Annotated in this window: 18 protein-coding genes; 17 read left to right on the forward strand and 1 reads right to left on the reverse strand. The window is 67.4% G+C overall.

Annotation, left to right across the window (positions count from 1 at the left end; translation table 11 throughout):
• Positions 1-2: 2 nt before the first annotated feature.
• A complete protein-coding gene (locus NE591_RS06840) occupies positions 3-770 on the forward strand; it encodes a trimeric intracellular cation channel family protein (protein WP_022740292.1) in 768 nt (255 codons plus the stop codon).
• Between the two features lie 3 nt (positions 771-773).
• The gene (locus NE591_RS06845) at positions 774-1,802 is read left to right on the forward strand and encodes an asparaginase (protein ID WP_227070465.1); all 1,029 of its coding nucleotides are present in this window, start codon (positions 774-776) and stop codon (positions 1,800-1,802) included.
• On the opposite strand, the gene NE591_RS06850 is transcribed toward NE591_RS06845, so the two are convergent.
• Complete coding sequence (locus tag NE591_RS06850; RefSeq protein WP_227070464.1) at positions 1,799-2,722, reverse strand: site-specific tyrosine recombinase; 924 nt, start codon at positions 2,720-2,722, stop codon at positions 1,799-1,801. The genes NE591_RS06845 and NE591_RS06850 overlap by 4 nt on opposite strands.
• A gap of 451 nt (positions 2,723-3,173) precedes the next feature.
• Here NE591_RS06850 and NE591_RS06855 point away from each other — a divergent pair, with 451 nt between their 5' ends.
• From NE591_RS06855 to NE591_RS06925, 15 genes are all read left to right on the forward strand, one after another.
• The gene (locus tag NE591_RS06855) at positions 3,174-3,650 is read left to right on the forward strand and encodes a division/cell wall cluster transcriptional repressor MraZ (protein ID WP_022740289.1); all 477 of its coding nucleotides are present in this window, start codon (positions 3,174-3,176) and stop codon (positions 3,648-3,650) included.
• Between the two features lie 18 nt (positions 3,651-3,668).
• Positions 3,669-4,625 carry a 16S rRNA (cytosine(1402)-N(4))-methyltransferase RsmH gene (gene rsmH, locus NE591_RS06860; protein WP_114539922.1) on the forward strand — a complete coding sequence of 319 codons (957 nt, stop codon included), beginning with the start codon at positions 3,669-3,671 and terminating at the stop codon, positions 4,623-4,625.
• 105 nt (positions 4,626-4,730) lie between these two features.
• Positions 4,731-5,291 carry a cell division protein FtsL gene (locus NE591_RS06865; protein WP_114539921.1) on the forward strand — a complete coding sequence of 187 codons (561 nt, stop codon included), beginning with the start codon at positions 4,731-4,733 and terminating at the stop codon, positions 5,289-5,291.
• A gap of 4 nt (positions 5,292-5,295) precedes the next feature.
• A complete protein-coding gene (locus NE591_RS06870) occupies positions 5,296-7,203 on the forward strand; it encodes a penicillin-binding protein 2 (protein WP_227070463.1) in 1,908 nt (635 codons plus the stop codon).
• A 15-nt stretch (positions 7,204-7,218) separates the two neighbouring features.
• A complete protein-coding gene (locus NE591_RS06875) occupies positions 7,219-8,709 on the forward strand; it encodes a UDP-N-acetylmuramoyl-L-alanyl-D-glutamate--2,6-diaminopimelate ligase (protein ID WP_114539920.1) in 1,491 nt (496 codons plus the stop codon).
• A gap of 15 nt (positions 8,710-8,724) precedes the next feature.
• On the forward strand, positions 8,725-10,227 hold the full coding sequence (gene murF, locus NE591_RS06880) for a UDP-N-acetylmuramoyl-tripeptide--D-alanyl-D-alanine ligase (protein ID WP_114539919.1): 1,503 nt from the start codon (positions 8,725-8,727) through the stop codon (positions 10,225-10,227).
• Positions 10,227-11,273: a phospho-N-acetylmuramoyl-pentapeptide-transferase gene (gene mraY / locus NE591_RS06885; RefSeq protein ID WP_114549109.1), complete on the forward strand. Its 1,047-nt coding sequence runs from the start codon at positions 10,227-10,229 to the stop codon at positions 11,271-11,273. Before murF ends, mraY begins: the two co-directional genes overlap by 1 nt.
• Positions 11,274-11,293: 20 nt before the next feature.
• Positions 11,294-12,760: a UDP-N-acetylmuramoyl-L-alanine--D-glutamate ligase gene (gene murD / locus NE591_RS06890; RefSeq protein WP_227070462.1), complete on the forward strand. Its 1,467-nt coding sequence runs from the start codon at positions 11,294-11,296 to the stop codon at positions 12,758-12,760.
• A gap of 4 nt (positions 12,761-12,764) precedes the next feature.
• The gene (locus tag NE591_RS06895) at positions 12,765-14,114 is read left to right on the forward strand and encodes an FtsW/RodA/SpoVE family cell cycle protein (protein WP_227070461.1); all 1,350 of its coding nucleotides are present in this window, start codon (positions 12,765-12,767) and stop codon (positions 14,112-14,114) included.
• Between the two features lie 4 nt (positions 14,115-14,118).
• Positions 14,119-15,219: an undecaprenyldiphospho-muramoylpentapeptide beta-N-acetylglucosaminyltransferase gene (gene murG / locus NE591_RS06900; protein ID WP_227070460.1), complete on the forward strand. Its 1,101-nt coding sequence runs from the start codon at positions 14,119-14,121 to the stop codon at positions 15,217-15,219.
• A 46-nt stretch (positions 15,220-15,265) separates the two neighbouring features.
• Positions 15,266-16,654, forward strand: a complete 1,389-nt coding sequence (murC, locus tag NE591_RS06905) for a UDP-N-acetylmuramate--L-alanine ligase (protein WP_114549111.1) — start codon at positions 15,266-15,268, stop codon at positions 16,652-16,654.
• A 9-nt stretch (positions 16,655-16,663) separates the two neighbouring features.
• Positions 16,664-17,818: a UDP-N-acetylmuramate dehydrogenase gene (gene murB, locus NE591_RS06910; RefSeq protein ID WP_227070459.1), complete on the forward strand. Its 1,155-nt coding sequence runs from the start codon at positions 16,664-16,666 to the stop codon at positions 17,816-17,818.
• Positions 17,811-18,911 (forward strand): FtsQ-type POTRA domain-containing protein, encoded by a 1,101-nt coding sequence (locus NE591_RS06915; protein ID WP_227070458.1) that lies wholly within the window; start codon positions 17,811-17,813, stop codon positions 18,909-18,911. Before murB ends, NE591_RS06915 begins: the two co-directional genes overlap by 8 nt.
• Before the next feature lie 715 nt (positions 18,912-19,626).
• Positions 19,627-20,748, forward strand: a complete 1,122-nt coding sequence (gene ftsZ / locus NE591_RS06920) for a cell division protein FtsZ (RefSeq protein WP_227070457.1) — start codon at positions 19,627-19,629, stop codon at positions 20,746-20,748.
• A gap of 24 nt (positions 20,749-20,772) precedes the next feature.
• Entirely contained in the window at positions 20,773-21,600 is an 828-nt protein-coding gene (locus NE591_RS06925) for a polyphenol oxidase family protein (RefSeq protein WP_227070456.1), read from the forward strand.
• The last annotated feature ends 3 nt before the right edge of the window (positions 21,601-21,603 follow it).

The raw sequence follows: 21,603 nt of genomic DNA on the forward strand, positions 1-21,603 counted from the left end.
CCATGGAGCAGCTCTTCGCCGGGGGAGGCGCCCTGCAGGTGCCCTTCGGGGCCGACTTCTTCAGCGTCGCCGTGGGCGTTCTCACCGGGGCCATCTTCGCCTGCGACCGCAAGCTGGACATCGTGGGCACCATTGTGCTGGGGCTCGTGACAGCCTACGGCGGCGGCATCATCCGCGATCTGCTGCTGCAGGATCACGGGGTCTACTTCATGGAATATCCCGAGGTCATCCTCATATGCATCTGCCTGGCGGTGTTCGTGTTCTACTTCCGGGGGCTGTTTCGCCACACGGGCCAGGTGCTGTTCTTCGCCGACGCGCTCTCGGTGGCCCTGTTCGCACTGGCCGGGGCCAACAAGGCCTTCGCTTGCGGGGAGGGCTTCGTGATGGTGGTCATTTTGGGCGCGCTTACCAGCGTGGGCGGCGGCGCTCTGCGCGATATCTCGGTGGGGGAGACGCCGGGCGTGTTCCAGCGCTCGAACTTCTACGCGGTGGCCGGATTCGGCGGCGCGTTCGTGTTCGCGGCCATGGCTTTCGCGAAGGCGCCGCTCGTGCTGGCGGCCGCGGCCTGCGTGTTCACCGTGGTGTTCCTGCGCTACCTGTCGGTGTACTACGATTGGAAGACCTCCGACGAGGCCGACCTCACGCCGAAGGTGGCCCGTGGCGCGCGAACGGCCAAGCACTTCTGCGCCGAGCTGTTTCGCCGCGCCACCCTGCATCGCAAGAAGGAGCCCGCCACCCGCGCCTCGTGGTTTCGCCATCGAAAGGATTAGCTTATGCAACCCCGCATTCTCATCGTGTACACCGGGGGCACCATCGGCATGACCGAGGATCTCTCCACCGGCGCGCTCGTGCCCTTCAGCTTCGATCATCTGATGAAGAACGTGCCGAAGATCGGGCGTCTCGGCTTTAACCTCGATCACGTGGAGATGGATCCGCCCATCGATTCCTCGAACATGAACCCGGCCTGCTGGGCCCGGATAGCGTCCGTGATCGCCGACCGCTACGAGGACTTCGACGGTTTCGTCGTGCTGCACGGCACCGATACCATGGCCTACACCGCCTCGGCGCTCTCGTTCATGCTGCCCGGTCTGGCCAAACCGGTGGTGCTCACGGGAAGCCAGCTGCCCATCGGCGAGATCCGCGAGGACGGTACTGAGAACCTCATCACGGCGCTGCAGATCGCCGCGGCCCGCACCGAGGCCGGCGAGCCCATGGTGCAGGAGGTGGCCATCTCGTTCGGGCGCCATCTGTGGCGCGGCAACCGCGCGACGAAGGTCAGCTCCACAAATTTCGGCGCCTTCCAATCGTTCAATTACCCGCCCTTGGCCGACATGGACCTGCACATCGTTTTCCGCGAGCGCCTGCTCGCTCGGCCCGCTACGGGAGGGACGCTGGCGGCGGCGCTCGCCATGGACGATGCGGTGTCGGTGGTGTTTCTGTATCCCGGTATCACCGAGGCGGTGCTGCGGCCCCAGCTGGAATCGAAGGCCGTGAAGGCCCTCGTGCTGCGCACGTTCGGCGCCGGCAACGCGCCCACCGAGTCATGGTTCACCGAGCTTATGGCCGATACGGTGCGCGCGGGAAAGGTGGTCGTGAACGTGACCCAGTGCCCTGCGGGCGGTGTGGAGGAGAAGCGCTACGCCACCGGTGACGCTCTGGCGCGCTCCGGCGTCGTGTCCGGTTACGACATGACCTGCGAGGCGGCCCTCACCAAGCTCATGCACTTGTTCGGCCAGGGCCTCACGGCGACCGAGGTGGCCGCCGCCGTGGCGCGCCCCCTCGCCGGGGAGATGACGGTCTAGATATTCATTTTGTCGCGGGGATGGGCGTGGGCGTACTCCTCGTGGAGGTGGGTGCGGTCGAGGTGCGTGTACACCTGCAGGGTGGACATGTCGGCGTGGCCCAAGATCTCCTGCAGCACGCGCAGATCGGCGCCGCCCTTCAGCATGTGGGTGGCAAACGAGTGGCGCAAGGTGTGGGGGTGCAGATCGTAGCGGCCGATGACGCGGCCGGCCTTGCGCGCCAGGTTGAAGACGCTCTGGCGCCCGAGGCGGCCGCCCCGCTGGTTCAGGAACACCGCAGCCGTGGCATCGGCGGTCGGGTTGGCGGCCGCGCGCGCGAGGGCCGGGCGCCCTTCGGCTAAATACCGGCGCAGCGCGCGCTCGGCCGCGCCGGCAATGGGCACGATGCGCTCCTTGGACCCCTTGCCGAACACGCGCAGGAAGCCGTCGTCGAAGTTGACGGCCTCCATATCGAGCCCCACGGCCTCGCTGGCGCGCAGCCCGCAACCGTAGAGCACTTCCAAAAGCGCCCGGTCGCGCAAGTCGCTCGGCCGGGTGCCCACGAAGGCGTCCAGCATCTCGCCCACTTCCTCGATGGAAAGCACGTCCGGCAGCCGGTCGGCGGCCTTGGGAATGTCCACGGCGTCGGCCGGGTTCGCATCGGTGAGCCCCTCGCGCACAAGGAACCGGTGGTAGCCGCGCACGGCGGAGATGCGCCGGCGCACGGTGGTGACGGCGAGGTTCTGCTCCATGAGGCTGCGCTCGAAGGCGGCCACCTTCTCGCGGTCGATGTCGCCGAAGCCCTCCACGCCCTCGCCGTCGAGGAAGGCGAGGTAGTCCTCCAGATCGCGTCGGTAGGCCTCGGCCGTGCGCGGCGATGCCCCGCGCTCGATGCGCAGATGGGACAAGTACTCGTCCAGGGCGTTCTCTAATTCGAACACGGGGCTCCTTCTTTCGGGAGATCTTCCGACTTTTCGCTGCGTCTCCGATCGGGACGGCGCAGGACTCGGCGCAGGATGCGCGGACCTCATTGTAGCCGCTCGGCGGCCGTCTTGGCGCACCTCTTCAAATCTCGTTCACAGGTGGCACGTGCGCGGTCGCGCGCCCCACCGCGCCCCACCATCCGCATGAGTCGGGCATATCTAGTGGCCATTGTGCGCAATACCTCAATACGAATACAAGATATGGGAAATGCTCGCATTTTCCTTCGGTTACCCTTCCATATCTTGAGGATGACAAGTGGGGTGAAAATAGGGCAAAAGTGGGAGAAAATGTTGCGAAGTGGGGCATTGTGGGGTAATATGCGTGCTGTGGAAAACGACCGAGCGGGATTTCGAAACGCACTCCAAACGAAATCAAATCTCCCTCAAAACGCAGCACGGAAAGGAACACGTGGCCGCCACCGCCGACACCGAAGGGACAAGCGAGCTGCCCCAACATGGGGTAGATCTCAACGGCGAGTTCCATTTCAAGGTCGACGGCAAAGGTCGCATGGCCCTTCCCGCGAAGTTCCGCAAGGTTCTTTCCAAAGATCTCGTGGTGACGCCGGAGCTGACCAACGAGTGCGTGTACGTGTTCGAGACGCCCGATTTCAACGAATGGGTCGAGAAGCTGTTCATCGATCGGTTCGGCGAGTACAAGGAGTCCGACCGCGAGCACGTCAAGCTTCGCCGCGTGCTGAAGAGCCGCGCCCGCGATGTCGAGGTGGACGCCTCGGGGCGCATCATGCTGTCCCCGGAAGTGCGCGCCGCCGTCGGCATCGACAAGGAAGTCGTGGTCGTGGGCAACACGGGCCGCTTCGAGATCTGGGACGCCGACCGCTTCAAGGCCATGAGCGACGAAGTCGATCTGGGGCTGTTCTACAGCTAGGCGGAAAGCGAGCGAACCGTGACAAGCGAATACCGGCACATACCCGTTCTTCTCACCGAATGCATCGACGCCCTCGACCTTCCGGATCATCCGGTGTTCGTGGACGCCACGCTCGGCTTCGCGGGGCACTCCTTCGAGGCGGCCAAGCAATTGGGCGCCGGCGGCCTGCTCATCGGCATCGACCAGGACGAGGTGGCGCTCACCGAGGCCGCCGCGAAGCTGGAGTCGATACCTGCGGGCGATCGTCCCGAGCTCGCGCTTCTGCGCGGCAACTTCGGCGACCTCGATGAGCTGCTCGCGAGTTGCGAGATCCCCGGCATCGACGCGATACTGTTCGACCTGGGCGTCTCATCGGTGCAGATAGACACGCAATCACGTGGCTTCTCCTTCAAGGAGAACGGCCCCCTCGACATGCGGATGGATCCGGGGAAACAAACTCTAACCGCAGAAGAGATCGTCAACACCTACAACGCAGCAGATCTCACTCGGATCATTCGCAGTTACTCGGACGAGAAGTGGGCGAGCCGCATCGCGGACTTCATCGTGAAGGCGCGGGCGGACGCTCCGATAACCGAGAGTGGTCAGCTGGTCGATGTGATCAAGGCGGCTATACCCGCCTCGGCGAGGCGCGCGGGGGGACATCCCGCCAAGCGCACCTTCCAAGCCCTTCGGATTGAAGTCAACTCGGAGCTGACCGTTCTGCGTCGCGGCCTTGACGCGGCGGTACGCTGGCTCAATCCGGGCGGCATCATCGCGGTGATCAGCTACCACTCTTTGGAAGACCGCATCGTGAAGGACATGTTCGCGGATTTCGCGAACCGATGCACCTGCCCGCCGGACATCCCGGTGTGCGTGTGCGGAAAGCAGCCGGTACTCGACCTTATCACCCGCAAGCCTCTGCTGCCCAGCGCGGAGGAAATCGAGCGGAACCCCCGCTCGCGCAGTGCCAAGCTGCGCGTGGCGCGCAAGCGCTAGGGGAGTCGCCCGACAAGAGAACAAAAGCAAGCCCGAGGACGCTGTCATCGGGCTTGTTAAGCCTTAATGGACGCTTGAGCCGCAGAATGAGTGAGGAGGGCCAAGATGAGCGCCGCATCATACTCGCGCACGTCGCGCCCCCGCACCGACCGCGTCTCTTATGGGCGCTCCTCCGCCGGACGCGCCGGCGCTGCCTCCGGCTACCGCGGCGCCCGCTACGTCTCCTCGTCTCTGGCCGAGGAGCTCTCCTTCGAGGAGGCGCCCTCCATCTCGGTGGTGCCCGGTGCCGGTCGCCGCGCCCAGAGCGAGGGCATCTCGGCGGCGGCGCTTTCCCTGGCGAAGGCCTGCGCCGTCATCTGCATCGTCATAGCGCTCATCGCCATGGCCCGCGTGGCCATCACCTCGGCCGCCGCTTCCTGCGCGCTGGAGACGCGCTCGCTGCAGACGAGCATCGAGACCGCCCGGGCCGAGGGCAACGAGCTGGAGGTGTCCCAGAGCGTGCTGGCGAACCCCTCGCGCATCAAGGCCCAGGCCACGGCCCTCGGCATGGCGGCCCCGGCCCCCGAGTGCAGCGAGCAGATCACGCTGTCTCCCGATATCGTCGCCACCGATGGCGCCGGCAGCCTGTCGCTGTCGGAGTCGGTGGCGCGCATGAAGGGGCTCTAATCCCATGGAACGCTACCGCTACCCCGACAAAAGCGGCCGCGGCGGCCGCGCCGATGCCTCGCGCACCGGGCGCGTCCGCGGACGCTCCTTCGACGAGCCCCGGCGCGCCTCCTCGCGCACGGGTCGGGCCTCGGCCTCCTCGCGGGGTCGCGGCTTTGCAGGCGGCAACCGGTCCAGCCGCCCCTCGGGGCGCGCGGGCGCCCCTCGCCCGGCCCGCGCCGGCGTGGGCGCCGCCATCGACGCGGCCATGCCGACGGTCTCCGGGCGCGCCAAGGTGCTGCTGCTGGTTTTCGCGGCCATAGCGGCCGTGTTCTTCCTGCGCTTGGTGTTTCTGCAGGTCATCGTATCGGATCAGTACTCGGCCATGGCCGAGGAGTCCCGCACGGTCAGTTTCGAGACGACGCCGCGCCGCGGCACCATCTACGACCGCAACGGCATCGTGCTGGCCACCTCGGTGGAGGCCACCACCATCTACGCGAACCCCGTGGAGGTGACCGATGCGGCGGCCGAGGCGGCGTCTCTGGCCTCGGTGCTCGGGGGAGATGCGGCCGACTACCGCGAGCTTCTGTCCACCCCTTCCACCACCTTCGTCTACATCAAGCGCCAGGCCGACGTGGAAGTGGCCGATAAGGTCAAAGAACTCAAGCTCGACGGCGTCTACTTCATCGCCGACACCCGCCGCGAGTACCCCAACGGCGCCATCGGCGGCCAGGTCATCGGCTACTGCAACGTCGACGGCGAGGGCATCACCGGCCTCGAGCTGCAATACAACGACATCCTCTCCGGCACGCCGGGCACCTACACCGCCGAGCGCGGCGAGCAGGGATTCCCCATTCCCGGCGGCGTGAAGGAGGAGACGCCGGCCGTCAACGGCCAGGACATCATGGTCTCCCTCGACATCAAGCTGCAGGACACCGTGGAACAGGCGCTCGCCGAGGGCGTGAAGGATCTGGAGACCGAGGAGGGCTCGTCCATCGTCATGGACGCCGCCACCGGCGAGATTTACGCCGCGTGCTCGTTGCCCTACATGAACCCGGCCGACATGTCCTCGTCGCAGGTGGGCAGCGAATCGGTGAAGGCCATCACCCAGGCCTACGAGCCCGGTTCCACCTTCAAGTCCGTCTCGGCGCTCACCATCCTGGAGCAGGGGACGATGGGCCCCGAGGACACCATGTTCTGCCCGAGCTCCATCTCCGCCGACGACTACGACGTGTCCGACTCCCACGAGCGCGACGGCGAGACCTACTCGCTGCGCGAGATCCTGAATCACTCGTCGAACGTGGGCATCTCGCTGGCCACGGAACAGGCGGGTTTCGACAAGCTCTACGACAACATCAAGCGCTTCCACTTCACCGAATCCACCGGCGTGGACTATCCCGGCGAGGCGGCCGGCAACGTGCTCGACTTCGACAACTGGGCCAAGATCACGGGCTACAACGTGAGCTTCGGCCAGGGCATCGCGGTGACGCCGCTGCAGATGGCGCGCTTCTACAGCGCCATCGCCAACGACGGGACGCTCGTGACCCCGCACTTCCTCATCTCGAAGCCCCAGAGCGGGGACGTGGCCGAATGGGAAAGCGAGGAGACGGGCGTCGACGAAACGGTGCTCGCCGATATGCGCTCGATGCTGCGCTCGGTAGTCACCGACGGCACGGGAGCCGCCGCCGACATCGAGGGCTACGAGGTCTGCGGCAAGACGTCCACAGCGGAAATCGCCTCGGAAGAGGGCGGATACAAGAAGGAAGTCTACAACATCGGCTTCTGCGGCTTCATTGACAACTCGTCAAGCAATTTAGTTTGTTTTGTAGGAGCCAACGAGGTTTACGCCATGCGCCAGACCACGCAGATCTTCAACGATATAATGGAGAACGCTGTCAAGCAGTACAACATTACTTCGATGCCGTCGAATTAGAGGAACGATACCGTTATGACCAAGACCTGCTCAGAGCTCTTCCAAGGGATGGATTGCACCATCATCGGCAACGGGAACGAGGAGGTGGCAGGGCTGGCGTTCCGCAGCGACGAGGTTCGCCCGAACGATATGTTCTTTTGCATCGTCGGCACCGTCGTCGACGGCCACTCCTTCGCCCAGGACGCCATCGACCGTGGGGCCACCTCGCTGGTGGCCGAGCGCAAGGTGTACCTGGCCGACGCCACCGATGTCACCGAGGTCGTCGTCTCCGACTCGCGCAAGGCCATGGCCTACGCCTCGGCGAACTACTACGACAACCCCTCCCGCGCCTTCTCGCTCGTGGGCATCACGGGCACCAACGGCAAGACCACCACGACCTACCTGGTGGAGCACATCGCGAGTGTGGCCGGCAACCGCTGCGGCGTCATCGGCACCGTGGGCAACAAGATCGCCGGCGCCATGGAGCACGCCGAGCGCACCACGCCGGAGTCGCCCGACCTGCAGAAGCTGTTCGCGCGGATGCGCGACGCGGGCTGCACGGTGGTGGCCATGGAGGTGAGCTCGCACGCGCTCGATCTGCGCCGTACCTGGGACACCGACTTCGCCGTGACGGCGTTCACGAACCTCACCCAGGACCACCTGGACTACCACCACACCTTCGACGACTACTTCGAGGCCAAGGCGCTTCTGTTCTCGAAGGACTACCCGGCCCGCCGCGTCATCTCCATCGACGGCTCCTGGGGGCGCGAGCTTCTGCGCCGCTGCACCGCCGCCGGCGACGAGGTCATCACCACGGGCTTCGACGTCTCCGCCCAGATCCATCCGGTGGAGGTCACCTACGAGGCCGCCCGCACCAAGGCGGTGCTCGAGGTGCGCGGGACGCGCATCGCGGTGGAGTACCCGCTCGTGGGGCGCTTCAACGTGGAGAACGTCATGACGGCCTTCGGCTGCGCGCTGGCCTTAGGGATTCCCGCCCAGATCATCGCCGAGGCCCTGGCCACCATGCCGGCGGTTCCCGGCCGCCTGGAGCGCGTGCGCCCTGCGGTGGACGCGCCGGTGTCGGTGTACGTGGATTACGCCCACACCCCCGACGCGCTCACCAAGGCCATCGCCTCTATCAAGGAGCTCTCACACGGACGCACCATCGTCGTCTTCGGCTGCGGCGGCAACCGCGATGCCACCAAGCGCCCCATCATGGGAGCTGCGGCGCTGGCCGCCGACTACGCCGTGGTGACGAGCGACAACCCGCGCCACGAGGAGCCCGATGCCATCATCGCCGATATCGTGGCGGGTATGGAAGACGCCGAGCGCTTCACCGTGGAGCCCGACCGCCGTAGTGCCATCGCGGCCGCCATCGCGCTCGCACGCCCGGGCGATGCCATCCTCGTGGCCGGCAAGGGCCATGAGGACTACCAGCTCGTGGGCGATGAAGTGCTCTCCTTCGACGACCGCGTCGTGGCGGCCGAGGAGTTGGAGCGCGCCTTCGGCGGTGCGTGTTCGGACTAGGCGAAAGGACTCGGCGTGCGCCTCAACGCAAAACAAATCGCAGCATACACCGGCGGCCAGTTCCTTGTAGACCCCATCGACGCCAGCGCCCTCATGACGGGCATCACCTGGGATTCGCGGGAAGTGCGCCCGGGCTGGCTCTACGTGGCCCTGCCCGGCGAGCGCGTCGACGGCCACGCGTTCGTGGAGGCCGCCCTGCGCGCCGGCGCCGCGGGCGCGCTGGTCACCGATGGCCCCTCGCAATCCTGCGCCCTTCTGGCCCGGGAGCTGGGGGCCGCCATCATCGAGGTGCCCAACACCGCCTCGGCCATCACCGACCTGGCCCGGGCCTGGCGCTCCCATTTGCGGGGCCGCGTCATCGGGCTGACCGGCTCGGTGGGCAAAACCACCACCAAGAACCTCACCCGGGACGTGTGCGCCGCCTACGGCAGCGTGGTGGCCACCAAGGCCAATCAGAACAACGAGCTGGGCGTTCCCCGCACATTGCTCAACGCCGATCCGGAGACGGCCGTGGTCGTCGTTGAGATGGGCATGCGCGGCCGCGGGCAAATTGCCGAGCTGTGCGATTTCGTGCGGCCGGTGTGGGGCCTTATCACCAACGTGGGCGAGAGCCACATCGAGCTTCTGGGCAGTCGGGAGAACATCGCCCGGGCCAAGTCCGAGCTCTTCGAGGCCCTGCCCGCCGGCGTGGGCCGCGCCTTCGCCAACCTGGACGACGACTTCGCCGCCTTTATGGCCGAGCGCGGACGCCTGTCCGAGCGCTCCGTGGCCCTCTCAGGCTTCGCCGGGCATCCCGATGCGGCCCTCCGCGGGGCGCTCGAGCGCGAGAGCGCCGCTTGCGATCAGGCGGTCTGGGCCGAGGACGTGTCGCTGGACGCCGAGGGCCGCCCCCGCTTCACCCTGTGCGCCCGCGATGCCGCCGACCACGACGACGGCGCCCTGTTCGCCACCGTGGAACGCGTGCCCTGCGCGCTCTCCCTCACCGGCGCCCACAACGTGGACAACGCCTGCGCCGCCGCCTCGGTGGGCTTCGCCTTGGGGCTCGATTTGGCCACCATCGCCGCCGCGCTGGGAGCGTCGGTGCCCGAGCCGGGCCGCCAGGAGGTCATCGCCGCCCGCGGCGGCTTCACGGTCATCAACGACGCCTACAACGCGAGCCCCGATTCCATGCGCGCCTCGCTCGCGACCTTCGCCGCCACGGACGTGGCCGGCCGGCGCATCGCCGTGCTCGGCGACATGGGCGAGCTCGGCAGCTTCGCCCCCGCCTGCCACGAGGGCGTCGGCGCCGCCGCTGCCTCGCACCATCTCGATAAGCTCATCTGCATCGGCGAGCTGGCGCGGCATATCGCCGCAGGCGCCGAGGCCGCCGGCATGGACGCGGCGCGCATCAGCCGCGCCGACACCGTCGCCGACGTGCTGGAGGAGCTGGACGCGCTGCTCGAGCCGGGCGACGCCGTGCTCGTGAAGGCCTCGCACTTCATGGGCCTTACCCGTATCGTCGAAGGATTGGTCAACTGATGTTCTCTCTGTTCTCCGCCTACCCCACGTTCATGATCTTCCTCGGCGTGGCCATCGCCATGGTGATCACCATGGTGCTCATGCCCGCCTGGATCCGCTTTCTGAAGACGAGCCACATCGGCCAGCAGGTGCGCGCCGACGGCCCCCAGAGCCATCTGGTGAAGCAGGGAACCCCCACTATGGGCGGCGTCATCATGCTCATCGCCGTCATCGTCTTCACCTTGCTCGCCTCGGTGGGCGCCCCTACCGCGGAGCTGTGGCTTCTGCTCGGCGCCACGGTGGCCACCGGCATCCTCGGGCTCATCGATGATGCTTCGAAGGTGGCCCACGAGCGATCGCTCGGGCTCACGCCCAAGGCGAAGCTGATCGGCCAGTTTCTCATCGCCGCCGTTTTCGTGCTGGTGGCGGTGAACCTGCTCGGCATCAAGCCCACCGTGGAGATCCCGTTTGTGGCCACCCTCGATTTGGGCGTGCTCACCACGGTGGTGCCCGTGGGCGACGGCATCGCCATTCCCTGGCTCTACCTTATCTACTGCCTTATCCTGCTCGTGGGGCTCTGCAACGCCGTGAACCTCACCGACGGGCTTGACGGTTTGGCCGCGGGCACGGTCATGGTGGTCATGCTCGTCATGGCCGCCATCGCCTTCCGCGCGGGCGTGCTTGAGCCGGCCCTGTTCGCCGGGGCGCTCGCCGGCGCCTGCATCGGCTTCCTCTGGTTCAACTCGCATCCCGCCGACATCTTCATGGGCGACACCGGCTCGCTCGCCCTCGGCATGGCGCTCGGGTGCCTCGCCGTGGTGACCAAGACGGAGTTCGTCGTCATCATCATCGGCGGCCTGTTCGTGGCCGAGGCGCTCTCGGTCATGATCCAGGTGTTCTACTACAAAAAGACCAAAAAGCGCATCTTCCTCATGGCGCCTCTGCACCATCATTTCGAGAAGAAGGGCTGGTCGGAGACGAAGGTGGTCGTGCGCTTCTGGATCGTTTCGGGCATGCTGGCCGCCTGCGGCTTTGTGCTGTACTTCGCGACGACGCTGGGGGCGTAGAGGCAATGGCTAGGGAAGGCATGGAAAACGTGGAGATGATCGCCGGCAAGAAACACGCCCCGAAGAACCTCGGGCGCGTGCTTATCTTAGGGCTGGGAAAGTCGGGCACAGCGGCGGCGGAGTACTGCTTGGATGCGCTGGGCAGCCGCGTGGAGACGCTGGCCGTGGCCGCCGGCGCGCCGGGCGAGGCGGCGCTGGTCTGGGCCGAGGGCGCCCGCGAGCGCGGGGCCGTGGTGCTCTTCGACCACGAGACCATCGAAGGCGCCTACGATCTGTGTATTGCGAGCCCCGGCATTTCCGAGAATTCTCCGTTCTATCGGAGCGCCGCTGCGGCCTCCGCCGAGGTGATCAGCGAGGTGGAATTCGCCTGGCGCGAGAGCGACGCTTCCTCGAAGTGGGTCGCCATCACCGGCACCAACGGCAAGACCACTACGACCGCGCTCACCTGCCATTTGCTGCGGGAGGCGGGCATGAACGCGGCCGCCGTGGGCAACATCGGCGAGACTTGCATCGATGCGGTGGCCGCCGGGAACACCGACGTGTACGTGGCGGAGACCTCCAGCTACCAGCTGGCCTCGACGCGCCTGTTCGCGCCGGATGTGGCCGTGGTGCTCAACATCACGCCGGACCATCTTTCCTGGCACGGCAGCCTTGAGGCCTACGCCGCGGCCAAGTGGAAGGTGCTCGCCAATCTGGGCGTCAGCGGCGGTGTGGCCGTGCTCGATGCCTGCGACGACGCCGTGCGCGCGAAGATCCGCGAGCTGCGGGCCCGAGGCGGCGTTCCCTTCCGCTACATCCCCATCGGGGGCGCTGCCGGCCTCGGCGCCGACATGCGCGCCACCTGCGGCACTGGCGCCGCCGCCTTCCGCGGCGACGGCGGTCAGCTCGTCGTGGCGTGGGACGGCCGCGTCTCCGACCTCGTCTTCGTGGACGATCTCCAGATCAAGGGCGGCCATAACCAACAGAACGCCCTGGCCGCCGCCGCATGCGCGCTCGTACTGGGCGCCACGGACACGGCGGTGGGCGAGGGCCTGCTCACCTTCCGCCCCCTGGAGCACCGCATCGAGCCGGCAGGGCTCGTGGACGGCGTGGCCTGCTACAACGACTCGAAGGCCACCAACGTGGACGCCACGCTGGTGGCGCTCACCGCCTTTCTGCCGACGCGCCCCATCGTGCTGCTCGGCGGCCGCGACAAGGGCACCGATTTGGCCCCGCTCGTGGCGGCCTGCGAAGAGAACGCCCGGGCCGTGGTCTGCTTCGGCGAGGCCCGCGAGCGGTTCCTGGCGGCTTTCGCGGGCTCGGGGGTCTCCCCAGTGCTCTCCGCCGGCACGATGGAGGAGGCGCTGGACGCGGCCCTCTCCATCGCCGAGGACGGGGACGTGGTCGTGCTCTCGCCGGCCTGCGCCTCCTTCGACGAGTTTAGCTGCTTCGAGGAGCGGGGCGACGTGTTCAAGCGCCTCGTGGCCGACCGGGCCGGGAAGGCCTAGGCCTTTGAGCCGCTCCTCCCGACATAGCGAGACGTCCGCGGGCCCCTCCAGTCAGGGGCCTCGCGTTCTGCTGCTTCTGTGCGTGCTGGCGCTCGTGCTGGTGGGGCTCGTCATGGTGTACTCCGCCTCCATGGTCAAGGCGCTGGATGCCGGCAAGCCGGCGACGGACTTCTTCACCGACCAGCTCCTGTATGTGGTTTTTGGCGCGGCTTGCGCCCTTTTCTTGTGGAAGGTCGTGCCCTACCGCTTCTGGGTGGGGCCGATTGTGTGGGCCGTGTGGGCCGTGGCCGTGGCGCTCATCTTCGCCGTGTGGCTCGCCGGCACCGACCATTACGGCGCCCAGCGCTGGCTCTATATCGGGCCCATTGGGCTGCAGCCCTCGGAGTTCTGCAAGATCGCCTTTATTCTGGTGGCGGTGCGTCTCGTCGTCGATTGGCGGGCGGGGCTCGTGGAGAGCCGCGCCACCATGGTGCGCGCGCTCATCTTCATCATCGCCCCCATCGCGCTCATGTACCGCACCCAGTCCGATTTGGGCACCACGGCCATCTGCTTCGTGGGCATTCTCGCCGTCATGTGGATGGGCGGGGTGTCGCGCCGGGTCATCTTCGCCTGTTTGGGCGTGGCCGTGCTCGGCGGACTCGTGGCCATTTTCGGCACCGGCTACCGTTCCGACCGCCTCGTGTTCATGGATCCGTGGAACGACGGGGAGGGCGGCTACGGCACCGGCTACAACATCATCCGCTCCTACTACGCGCTGGCCGAGGGAGGCATCTTCGGCGTGGGACTCGGCAACTCCCACGAGAAGTTCCAGTACCTGTTCGCCTCGGAGAGCGACTTCATCTTCGCCGTCATCGGCGAGGAGCTGGGGCTCGTGGGGGCGCTCTTCGTCATCGGGCTGTTCTTCTGCGTGCTGTACGCGGGGCTCGCCATCGCCGAGCGGGCCTCCGACGACATCGGTGCCATGATCGCCGGCGGTGCCACGGTGATGCTCGTGTTCCAGGCGTTTCTGAACATCGCCTGCGTCATCGGCGTGTTTCCCACGACGGGAAAGCCGCTGCCCTTCATCTCGTCGGGCGGCACGTCCATGATCGCCTCGTTCATCTTGGTGGGGCTCGTGCTCTCCGTGTCCGCGGCGCCGGCCGCCCCGTCCGTTTACGAGCAGCGCCGGGCCGACCTGCGGCTCGTGCGCCGGGAGCCGGCGCCTCCCGCGCCGTCGGGCCGGGCGCGGTCGGGGGGGGGGTCTTCGCGCTCGCACTCCGCGGCCGCCTCGGGCCGCAGCGGATCCGGCCGCATCGATGCTTCGGCCCGATCCCGCTCCGCGCGCCCATCTAACCGTTCCAATTACAGGAGGTAAGCCCATGTTGGCCGTTCTTTCCGGCGGAGGCACCGCCGGGCATATCAACCCCGCCCTCGCCCTGGCCGACGAGCTGGTAAGCCGCGGCTGGGACGTGCGCTTCGCCGGCACCCCCGGCGGGGTGGAGTCGCGCCTCGTGCCCGCCGCCGGCATCCCGTTCACGGCCTTCGAGGCCTCAGGGTTCGACCGATCGCATCCGGCCTCCCTCGCGAAGGGCGTGGCGAAGATCGCCGCCTCCACGGGCAAGGCGAAAAAGTGGTTCGCCGACATCAAGCCCGACGTCGTCGTGGGCTTCGGCGGGTACGTGTGCATTCCCGTGGCCCGAGCGGCCGAGAAGACCGGCGTGCCCGTGGTGCTGCACGAGCAGAATTCCGTGGCGGGTATGGCAAACAAGTATCTGGCCCGGCGGGCCGACGCCGTCTGCGTGACCTACGAGTGCTCGGCGGAGAGCCTGGGCGCCACCGCGCCGGTCACCGTGACGGGCAATCCCGTGCGCCGTTCGGTCATCGAGGCCGATCGCGCCGCGGGCCGGGCGATGTTCGACCTTGCCGAGGATGATTTCATGCTGCTCGTCTTCGGCGGCTCGTTGGGCGCGCGCCACATCAACGAGGCCGTTGTCGCCCTGAAAGACGAGCTGCTCGCGCGCCCGAACCTGCACATCGTGCACATCACGGGCCCCAAGGAGCTGGATGCGGTGACCGAGGCGCTGGCGCTCACGGATGACGAGGCGCGCCGCTGGCACCTTCTGGGCTACCAGGATCGCATGGGGGAGACTTTGGCCGCGGCCGATGCCATCGTGTCGCGCGCCGGGGCCACCTCGCTCGCGGAGATTTCCGCGCTGGCCATTCCGGCGCTGCTCGTGCCCTACCCCTTCGCCACGGCCGACCACCAGACCACCAACGCCCGCGCGTGGGTGGAATCGGGCGCCGCGTTCATGATGCCCGACGACGAGCTGGAAAGCGACGAGTTCAAAGCCAAGCTCTTCGCGCTCATCGACGACGCGTCGGTGCGCGAGGGCATGGTCGCGGCGGCCCGGGCTCAGAAGACCGGCGAGGCGGCGGCCGCCTTGGCAGATGTTGTGGTCGGCGTCGCCACGGCGCGCTGATGCTTTACAATAGCGGGATTGCAACGAGGACGAAAGGCGAGGCGACGTGAATAGCGAACAAGAGCAGCTTCACTTTATCGGGGTCGGCGGCGTCGGCATGAGCGGCATCGCCCGGGTCGCCCACGACCAGGGCATGGCCGTGTCGGGCTCGGACATCAAGGAGAGCCGCTACACCAAGCAGCTGCGCGATGCGGGGGTCACGGTGTTCATCGGCCAGGACGGCGCGAACATCCCCGACGGCGATGTGACGGTGGTCGTTTCCACGGCCATCCTGGAGAACAACCCCGAGCTCATCGAGGCTCGCCGGCGCAACCTTCCCATCGTGCACCGCGCCCAGATGCTCGCTCGCCTCGGGCGCGATCTGGACACGCTGGCCGTGGCGGGCACCCATGGAAAGACGACGACCTCTTCCATGCTCGCCAGCACGCTGGATGCCATGGGCTACGATCCCACTTTCCTCATCGGCGGCATTGTGCGGGCCTATGGCACCAACGCCCATTCCGGTCGGGGGCGCTCTTATGTGGTGGAGGCCGACGAGTCCGACAAGTCCTTCACCTACCTCTCCCCGGCGGCGGCCATCGTCACGAACATCGAGGCGGATCACCTGGACCACTATGAGGGGCTCGACGAGATTTACGCCCAGTTCGCGGCCTTCCTTTCCGGAGTGCGCGAAGACGGCCCCATCGTCGTGTGCGGCGATGATCCGAAGTTGGCGGAGGTGGCCCGCGGCACCGGGCGTGCGGTGACCACCTACGGCTTTTCCGAGGATTGCGACGCTCGTATCCTGGCCACGGAGGCTCAGGGCGTGGGCACCCGCTTCACCCTGCGGTTGCCCGACGGGCGCGTGGTGGCCAGCCGCATCAAGCAGAACCCGGGGCTGCACAACGTCTCCAACGGCGCCGCGGTGCTGACGCTCATCTCGCTTCTGGGCCTCGATGTCGATCTGGCGGCCGAGAAGCTGCAGGAGTTCGCCGGCGTTCGCCGCCGCTTCGACCTTATCGGCGAGGCCGGGGGAGTGACCGTGGTGGACGACTACGCCCATCATCCCACGGAGATCGCCGCCACCATCAAGGCCGCCAAGGCTCTGGATTTCAACCGTGTGCACGTGCTGTTCCAGCCGCACCGCTATTCCCGCGTTGCCCTGTTCACCGACATTATGCGCGACGAGTTCGGCAGCGCCTTCGACGAGGCGGACACCGTCACCTTCATGGACGTGTACTCCGCCGGTGAGGCACCGGTGCCGGGCGTTACCGGCAAGACCTTCTTGAACGTCGTCACCGATCACGGCCATCCCCATGCCGTCTTCGTGCCCCGGCGCATCGACGTGGTGCCCCATATGCTGGAAGTGGCCGAGCCCGGCGACCTTGTCATTACTATGGGCGCCGGAGATGTGACCGCCATCGCGCCGCAGCTCGTGGACGAGCTGGGCCGCTAAGGGAGTCCCATGGCCCGCCACGCCTCGCCCGTGCAATCGCTGCTCGTGGACGACCGCTTCGACGGCGACGTCTACGCCCACGAGCCCTTAAGTCGCCACACCACCTATCGCATCGGAGGCCCGGCGCGCTTTTTCGTGCGCGCGAATTCCGTGGGGGCGCTCACGGGGCTGGTCGATGTGTGCGCGGCCGAGGGCACGCCTTGGGTCGTGCTCGGCCGCGGCTCAAACGTGCTCGTGGCCGACGGGGGCTTCCCTGGCGTGGCCATCGCCCTCGGACGCGATTTCCGCACCCTGCGCTTCGATGGGGATCGCTTCGTCGTGGGCGCCGGCGCCTCGCTCTCCTCGGTGGTGCAGGAGGCCTTCAAGCGCGCCATCGGCGGCTTCGAGTTCGCCGTGGGCACCCCGGGCACCATAGGCGGCGCCCTGCGCATGAACGCCGGCACAGCCGACGAGTGGATAGGGCAGCGCGTCATCTCCGTCACCACTTACCGGCCCGGGCGCGGTCTGGCCCGGCGCCGTGGCGACGAGATCGCCTGGGGCTATCGCGCGAGCTCTTTTGCGGCGGACGAGGTGGTCTTGGAATGCGAGCTGGCCGCCGAGGCTGCCGACCCCTACCGGGTGCGCGACAAGATGGAGGGCAACCTCGCCCGGCGCAAGGGATGTCAGCCGCTCTCCGAACGCACCTGCGGCAGTGTGTTCAAGAACCCCGAGGGTGCCTCGGCCGGCCGCCTCATCGAGGCGGCGGGATGCAAGGGCGCCGAGGTGGGCGGCGCCCGCGTGTCCGATGTGCACGGCAACTTCATCGTGAACCGCGGCGGTGCTTCGGCCGCCGACGTGCGCGCGCTCATGGAGCGGGTGCGCGCGGCGGTGCTCGCGAGTGCCGGTATCGAGCTGGCGCCCGAGGTGCGCCTGCTGGGGTTTGAGGAAGATTTTCCGGCTGCTGCACGTGGTGCTGGCGACGTGTCTGCCGATGCAAGCGCCGATGCGGACGTAGACGGCGTGCGCATCGGCGAACGCGGGCGCGCCGTTCCGTCCGAGGCGAATGCTGTCTTTGCGGGCGGCGTCGATGGCACGCTTGCTGGCGAACGCGGGCGCGTCAGCGACGGCGAGGACCGGGTAGCCTTTGCGGGCGAGGAGCACGGCGAGGATGGTCGCCGTGGTTAGAAGATCCGGCAATCGTAATGTTTCGGTGCCCCGGGGGACCACCTCGCGCGGGAGCGCGCGCGGCGGCGTCTCGCCATCGCGGCGCCCTGCGGCGGCGCCGGTGCGCCCGGCCTCCTCCCGCCAGGCCCCATCGTCGCGCCCGGCCTCGCGCTCGGGCCTCGGCGCGGCAAGCCCCGCGACGGTCGGCCGCGCTGCCGGCGGCCGCGCCTCGGGCGCCCGCCCCGCGCCCCGCACGGTGACCACGTCGGTGCGCCTGGGGGATTTGCCCGCAGCGCGCAGCGACCGACGTGCACCAGCGGCTCGGGCCATCGCCCGCCCGAAGCGCTCCGGAGCCTTCAAGGCCGCAATCGTGGCGCTCGTGCTCGCCTGTGTGCTGGGCATCGCCTACGCGGCCCTCTATTTCGGCGGGGCCTTCGCCATCACGTCGGTGAAGGTGAACGGTGCCGACCACCTCACCAACGACGAGATGGCCATTCTCGCTGCCGTGCCCCAGGGCACGACGCTTCTGAATGTGGACACCTCCTCGGTGGCCAACAGCGTCGACCGCGACGCCTGGGTCGCCGACGTGTCCGTGAACCGCATTTTCCCCGATACGCTGGAGATCAACGTCACCGAGCGCCAGATCGCCGCCATCGTGGAGGTAGCGGCCGACAACGCGAAGGTCACCCAGATGTGGGCCATCGCCTCCGACGGCATGTGGCTCATGGAGATCCCGGCCCGCGATTCGGAGCTGGGCGCCACCATCTCCCCGCAGATCTACGAGGACGCCGATCGGGTGCTGCACATCACCGGCGTGCCCTTCGGCCTCACCCCCGAGGTGGGCACCTACTGCGCCGACGGCAACGTGAACAACGCCCTGGCCATCCTGGACGGACTTTCCACGGAGCTTGCCGACCAGGTGAAGACCGTGACGGCCACCGATGCCGCCTCCACGTGCCTGACCTTGGACAACGGCATCGAGATCGCCTTCGGAACGGCGGAGGATATCCGCGACAAGGAGCGTATCGTCCTGCAGATCATGGCCGACAACCCCGGCAAAGTCTCCTACATCAACGTCCGCGTCCCCGACCGCCCCACCTGGCGCGCCGTGTAGGGTTCCCTTTCGCGGGCACCGAGGATGCTTCGCCCAGCTGAAGCTTTTTCTTCGACGGGTGCCTCCGCTCGCCATGCGGGGGACAAGCCCCACCGACACTGCGGATCCGACAGGCGCCTGTCGGCCCTTCGCTGACTCCCTTGGGCGAACCCGCGAGCGATCTTTCCCGTAGGGGGCGACCTTGGTCGCCCCTCTCGGCCGCGCCTACTGTACAGGTGTCGCGGCTCTCGGTCGGCGAACACCCCCGTTTTTGCGGCAAATCGCGAGTTATAAGCGTCTAGGGGGTACGGAGCTCTTTGAAACCCCCGCAGCGAATGTTCGTGACCTGGGGTTTTGCAAATATGGAAACTTCTGCGGGCCTTCTCTCCCGCATCGAGACGCTCATAACTCGCGATTTGCTGCAGAAAATGACCCCTTCGTCGACCGAGGAGCCCGAATGACTTGGAGCGGGGGCTCACGTCCTTCCGATTTCGAGAAGAATCCATAGCCCGAGGCTCCGCTTTGCCGTTTCGCGAAGCGCGATGCGGTGGGTTTCTTGTCGTATTCGTGTATCTGCAGGCTCCTTTGGCGGTGATTTGCGTTGCAAACGAATGGGCATCGTGTACAATGTCCTGCATAAATGCCGCCTTTGGGCGGATCGCAGGGCGCGCCCGAGCAACGGCGCGCGGAAACGAGACAAACGCAGCAGTAAAACGCAACAGGTGTGGAGGACGAAATGCCGAACATTCCAGGCTCTGAACATTTGGCCGTCATCAAGGTCGTCGGTGTCGGCGGCGGCGGCACGAACGCCGTGAACCGCATGGTGGAAGCCGGCGTGCGCGGCGTGGAGTTCATCGCCGTGAACACTGACCGCCAGGCCCTTCTCATGTCCGATGCCGACAAGACCATCCACATCGGCGAGGAGCTGACCCGTGGCCTCGGCGCCGGCGCCAACCCCCAGGTGGGCTGCCAGGCCGCCGAGGAGAGCCGTGCGGAGATTCGCGAGGCGCTGGCCGAGGCCGACATGGTCTTCGTCACCGCTGGCGAGGGCGGCGGCACGGGCACCGGCGCGGCCCCCATCGTGGCCGAGATCGCCCGCGAGGAGATCGGCGCCCTCACCGTGGGCGTCGTCACCAAGCCCTTCTCCTTCGAGGGCCGCTTGCGCCGCAACCAGGCCGACCAGGGCATCGATCTGCTCTCCCAGAAGGTCGACACTCTCATTGTCATCCCCAACGACCGTCTGCTCGAGATCGTCGACAAGAAGACGTCCATGATCGACGCCTTCCGCATCTGCGACGACACCCTGCGCCAGGGCATCCAGGGCGTTACCGACCTCATCACCATCCCCGGCCTCATCAACCTCGACTTCGCGGACATCCGCACAGTCATGAAGGACGCCGGCACGGCCATGATGGGCATCGGCATTTCCACGGGCGAGAACCGCGCGCTGGACGCGGCCCAGCAGGCCACCTCTTCCAGCTTGCTGGAGTCCTCCATCGCCGGTGCCTCGCGCGTGCTGTTCTCCATCGCCGGCGGCCCGGATCTCACGCTGACCGAGGTCTCCGAGGCGGCCCGCACGGTGGAGGCCTGCGCCGACGAGAACGCCAACATCATCTACGGCCAGATCATCGACGAGGAGCTGAAGGACGCCGTGCGCATCACGGTTATCGCCACGGGCTTCAAGGTGGGCGCCTCCCAGTCCTCCATGGACTTCGCGCCGCGCAAGGACCTGTTCGCCTCCACTGAGCCCGCGCCCCAGTCGGTTCAGCAGGCGCCGGTCACCTTCTCGGCTCCCGCGCCCACGAGCCGCTTCACGGACGAGGACTACATCCCCGACTTCCTGAAGCGCGCCCGCTAGGGGAGAGGCCGACGTTCGAATCCCATGGCACTTCCCAAGCCGACATTGCAGGCCCGCCCGTCAGCGGGCCTGTCCTTTTTAACCGACGAACCTCTGTTTGCAGCCACAGGCGTGCGCTTGGGCTTCTCTCGCCGTCAGGGCGGGGTGAGCGAGCCTCCCTACGACGGTCTCAATCTGGGCGATCACGTGGAAGACGACTCGATGGCCGTGGCTGAGAACCGTGCGCTCCTCCTGGACGCCGCGGGTCTTGGGAGTGCTCGGCTGCTTACGCTCAACCAGGTGCACGGCGATGTCGTGCTCGCCCTGGACGACGATGCGGCTGCCGCATGGGAGGAGGTGGCGCGCGCCGGGGCCGCCGGTGCCGACGGCGTGGCCGTGGCCGTGCCGGACGTGACGGCGCTTTTGTGCTTCGCCGACTGCACTCCGGTCATCGTCGTGTCCCCGTCGGGGGCTTACGCCGTGGCCCACGCGGGTTGGCGCGGGGCGCTCGCCGGCATTCCCGCCAAGGCCGTGGCGGCGCTGGCAGCCCTCGATGTCCGTGCGGGGCGAGCCGTCGATCCTTCCGAATACAACGCCTACGTCGGCCCGCATATCGGCGCGGAGTGCTACGAGTGCGGCCCCGACCTCGTCGGCCGTTTCGTCGAGCGCTTCGGGTCCTCGTGCGCCCGCGGCGCCGATCACCTGGATCTGGAAGCTGCCGTGCGCGCCAGCCTCGCCGAGGCCGGTATCGCGCCGGAGCGCATCGCGTCGTCGGGGGAGTGCACCGCCTGCCGCGACGACCTTTACTTCTCGTATCGCAAAAGCGGGGGCCGCTGCGGACGCCACAGCGCCTTCGCCGGTCGAAAGGAATGAGCT

The organism is Adlercreutzia sp. DFI.6.23 (assembly GCF_024462535.1).
Lineage (GTDB): Bacteria > Actinomycetota > Coriobacteriia > Coriobacteriales > Eggerthellaceae > Adlercreutzia > Adlercreutzia rubneri.

Coding starts and splice junctions, on each gene's coding strand:
- NE591_RS06870 (WP_227070463.1), top strand. CDS start 5,296: ATGGAACGCTACCGCTACCCCGACAAAAGCGGCCGCGGCGGCCGCGCC.
- NE591_RS06875 (WP_114539920.1), top strand. CDS start 7,219: ATGACCAAGACCTGCTCAGAGCTCTTCCAAGGGATGGATTGCACCATC.
- NE591_RS06865 (WP_114539921.1), top strand. CDS start 4,731: ATGAGCGCCGCATCATACTCGCGCACGTCGCGCCCCCGCACCGACCGC.
- NE591_RS06845 (WP_227070465.1), top strand. CDS start 774: ATGCAACCCCGCATTCTCATCGTGTACACCGGGGGCACCATCGGCATG.
- murG (WP_227070460.1), top strand. CDS start 14,119: ATGTTGGCCGTTCTTTCCGGCGGAGGCACCGCCGGGCATATCAACCCC.
- murB (WP_227070459.1), top strand. CDS start 16,664: ATGGCCCGCCACGCCTCGCCCGTGCAATCGCTGCTCGTGGACGACCGC.
- mraY (WP_114549109.1), top strand. CDS start 10,227: ATGTTCTCTCTGTTCTCCGCCTACCCCACGTTCATGATCTTCCTCGGC.
- NE591_RS06840 (WP_022740292.1), top strand. CDS start 3: ATGGAGCAGCTCTTCGCCGGGGGAGGCGCCCTGCAGGTGCCCTTCGGG.
- ftsZ (WP_227070457.1), top strand. CDS start 19,627: ATGCCGAACATTCCAGGCTCTGAACATTTGGCCGTCATCAAGGTCGTC.
- murD (WP_227070462.1), top strand. CDS start 11,294: ATGGAAAACGTGGAGATGATCGCCGGCAAGAAACACGCCCCGAAGAAC.
- NE591_RS06925 (WP_227070456.1), top strand. CDS start 20,773: ATGGCACTTCCCAAGCCGACATTGCAGGCCCGCCCGTCAGCGGGCCTG.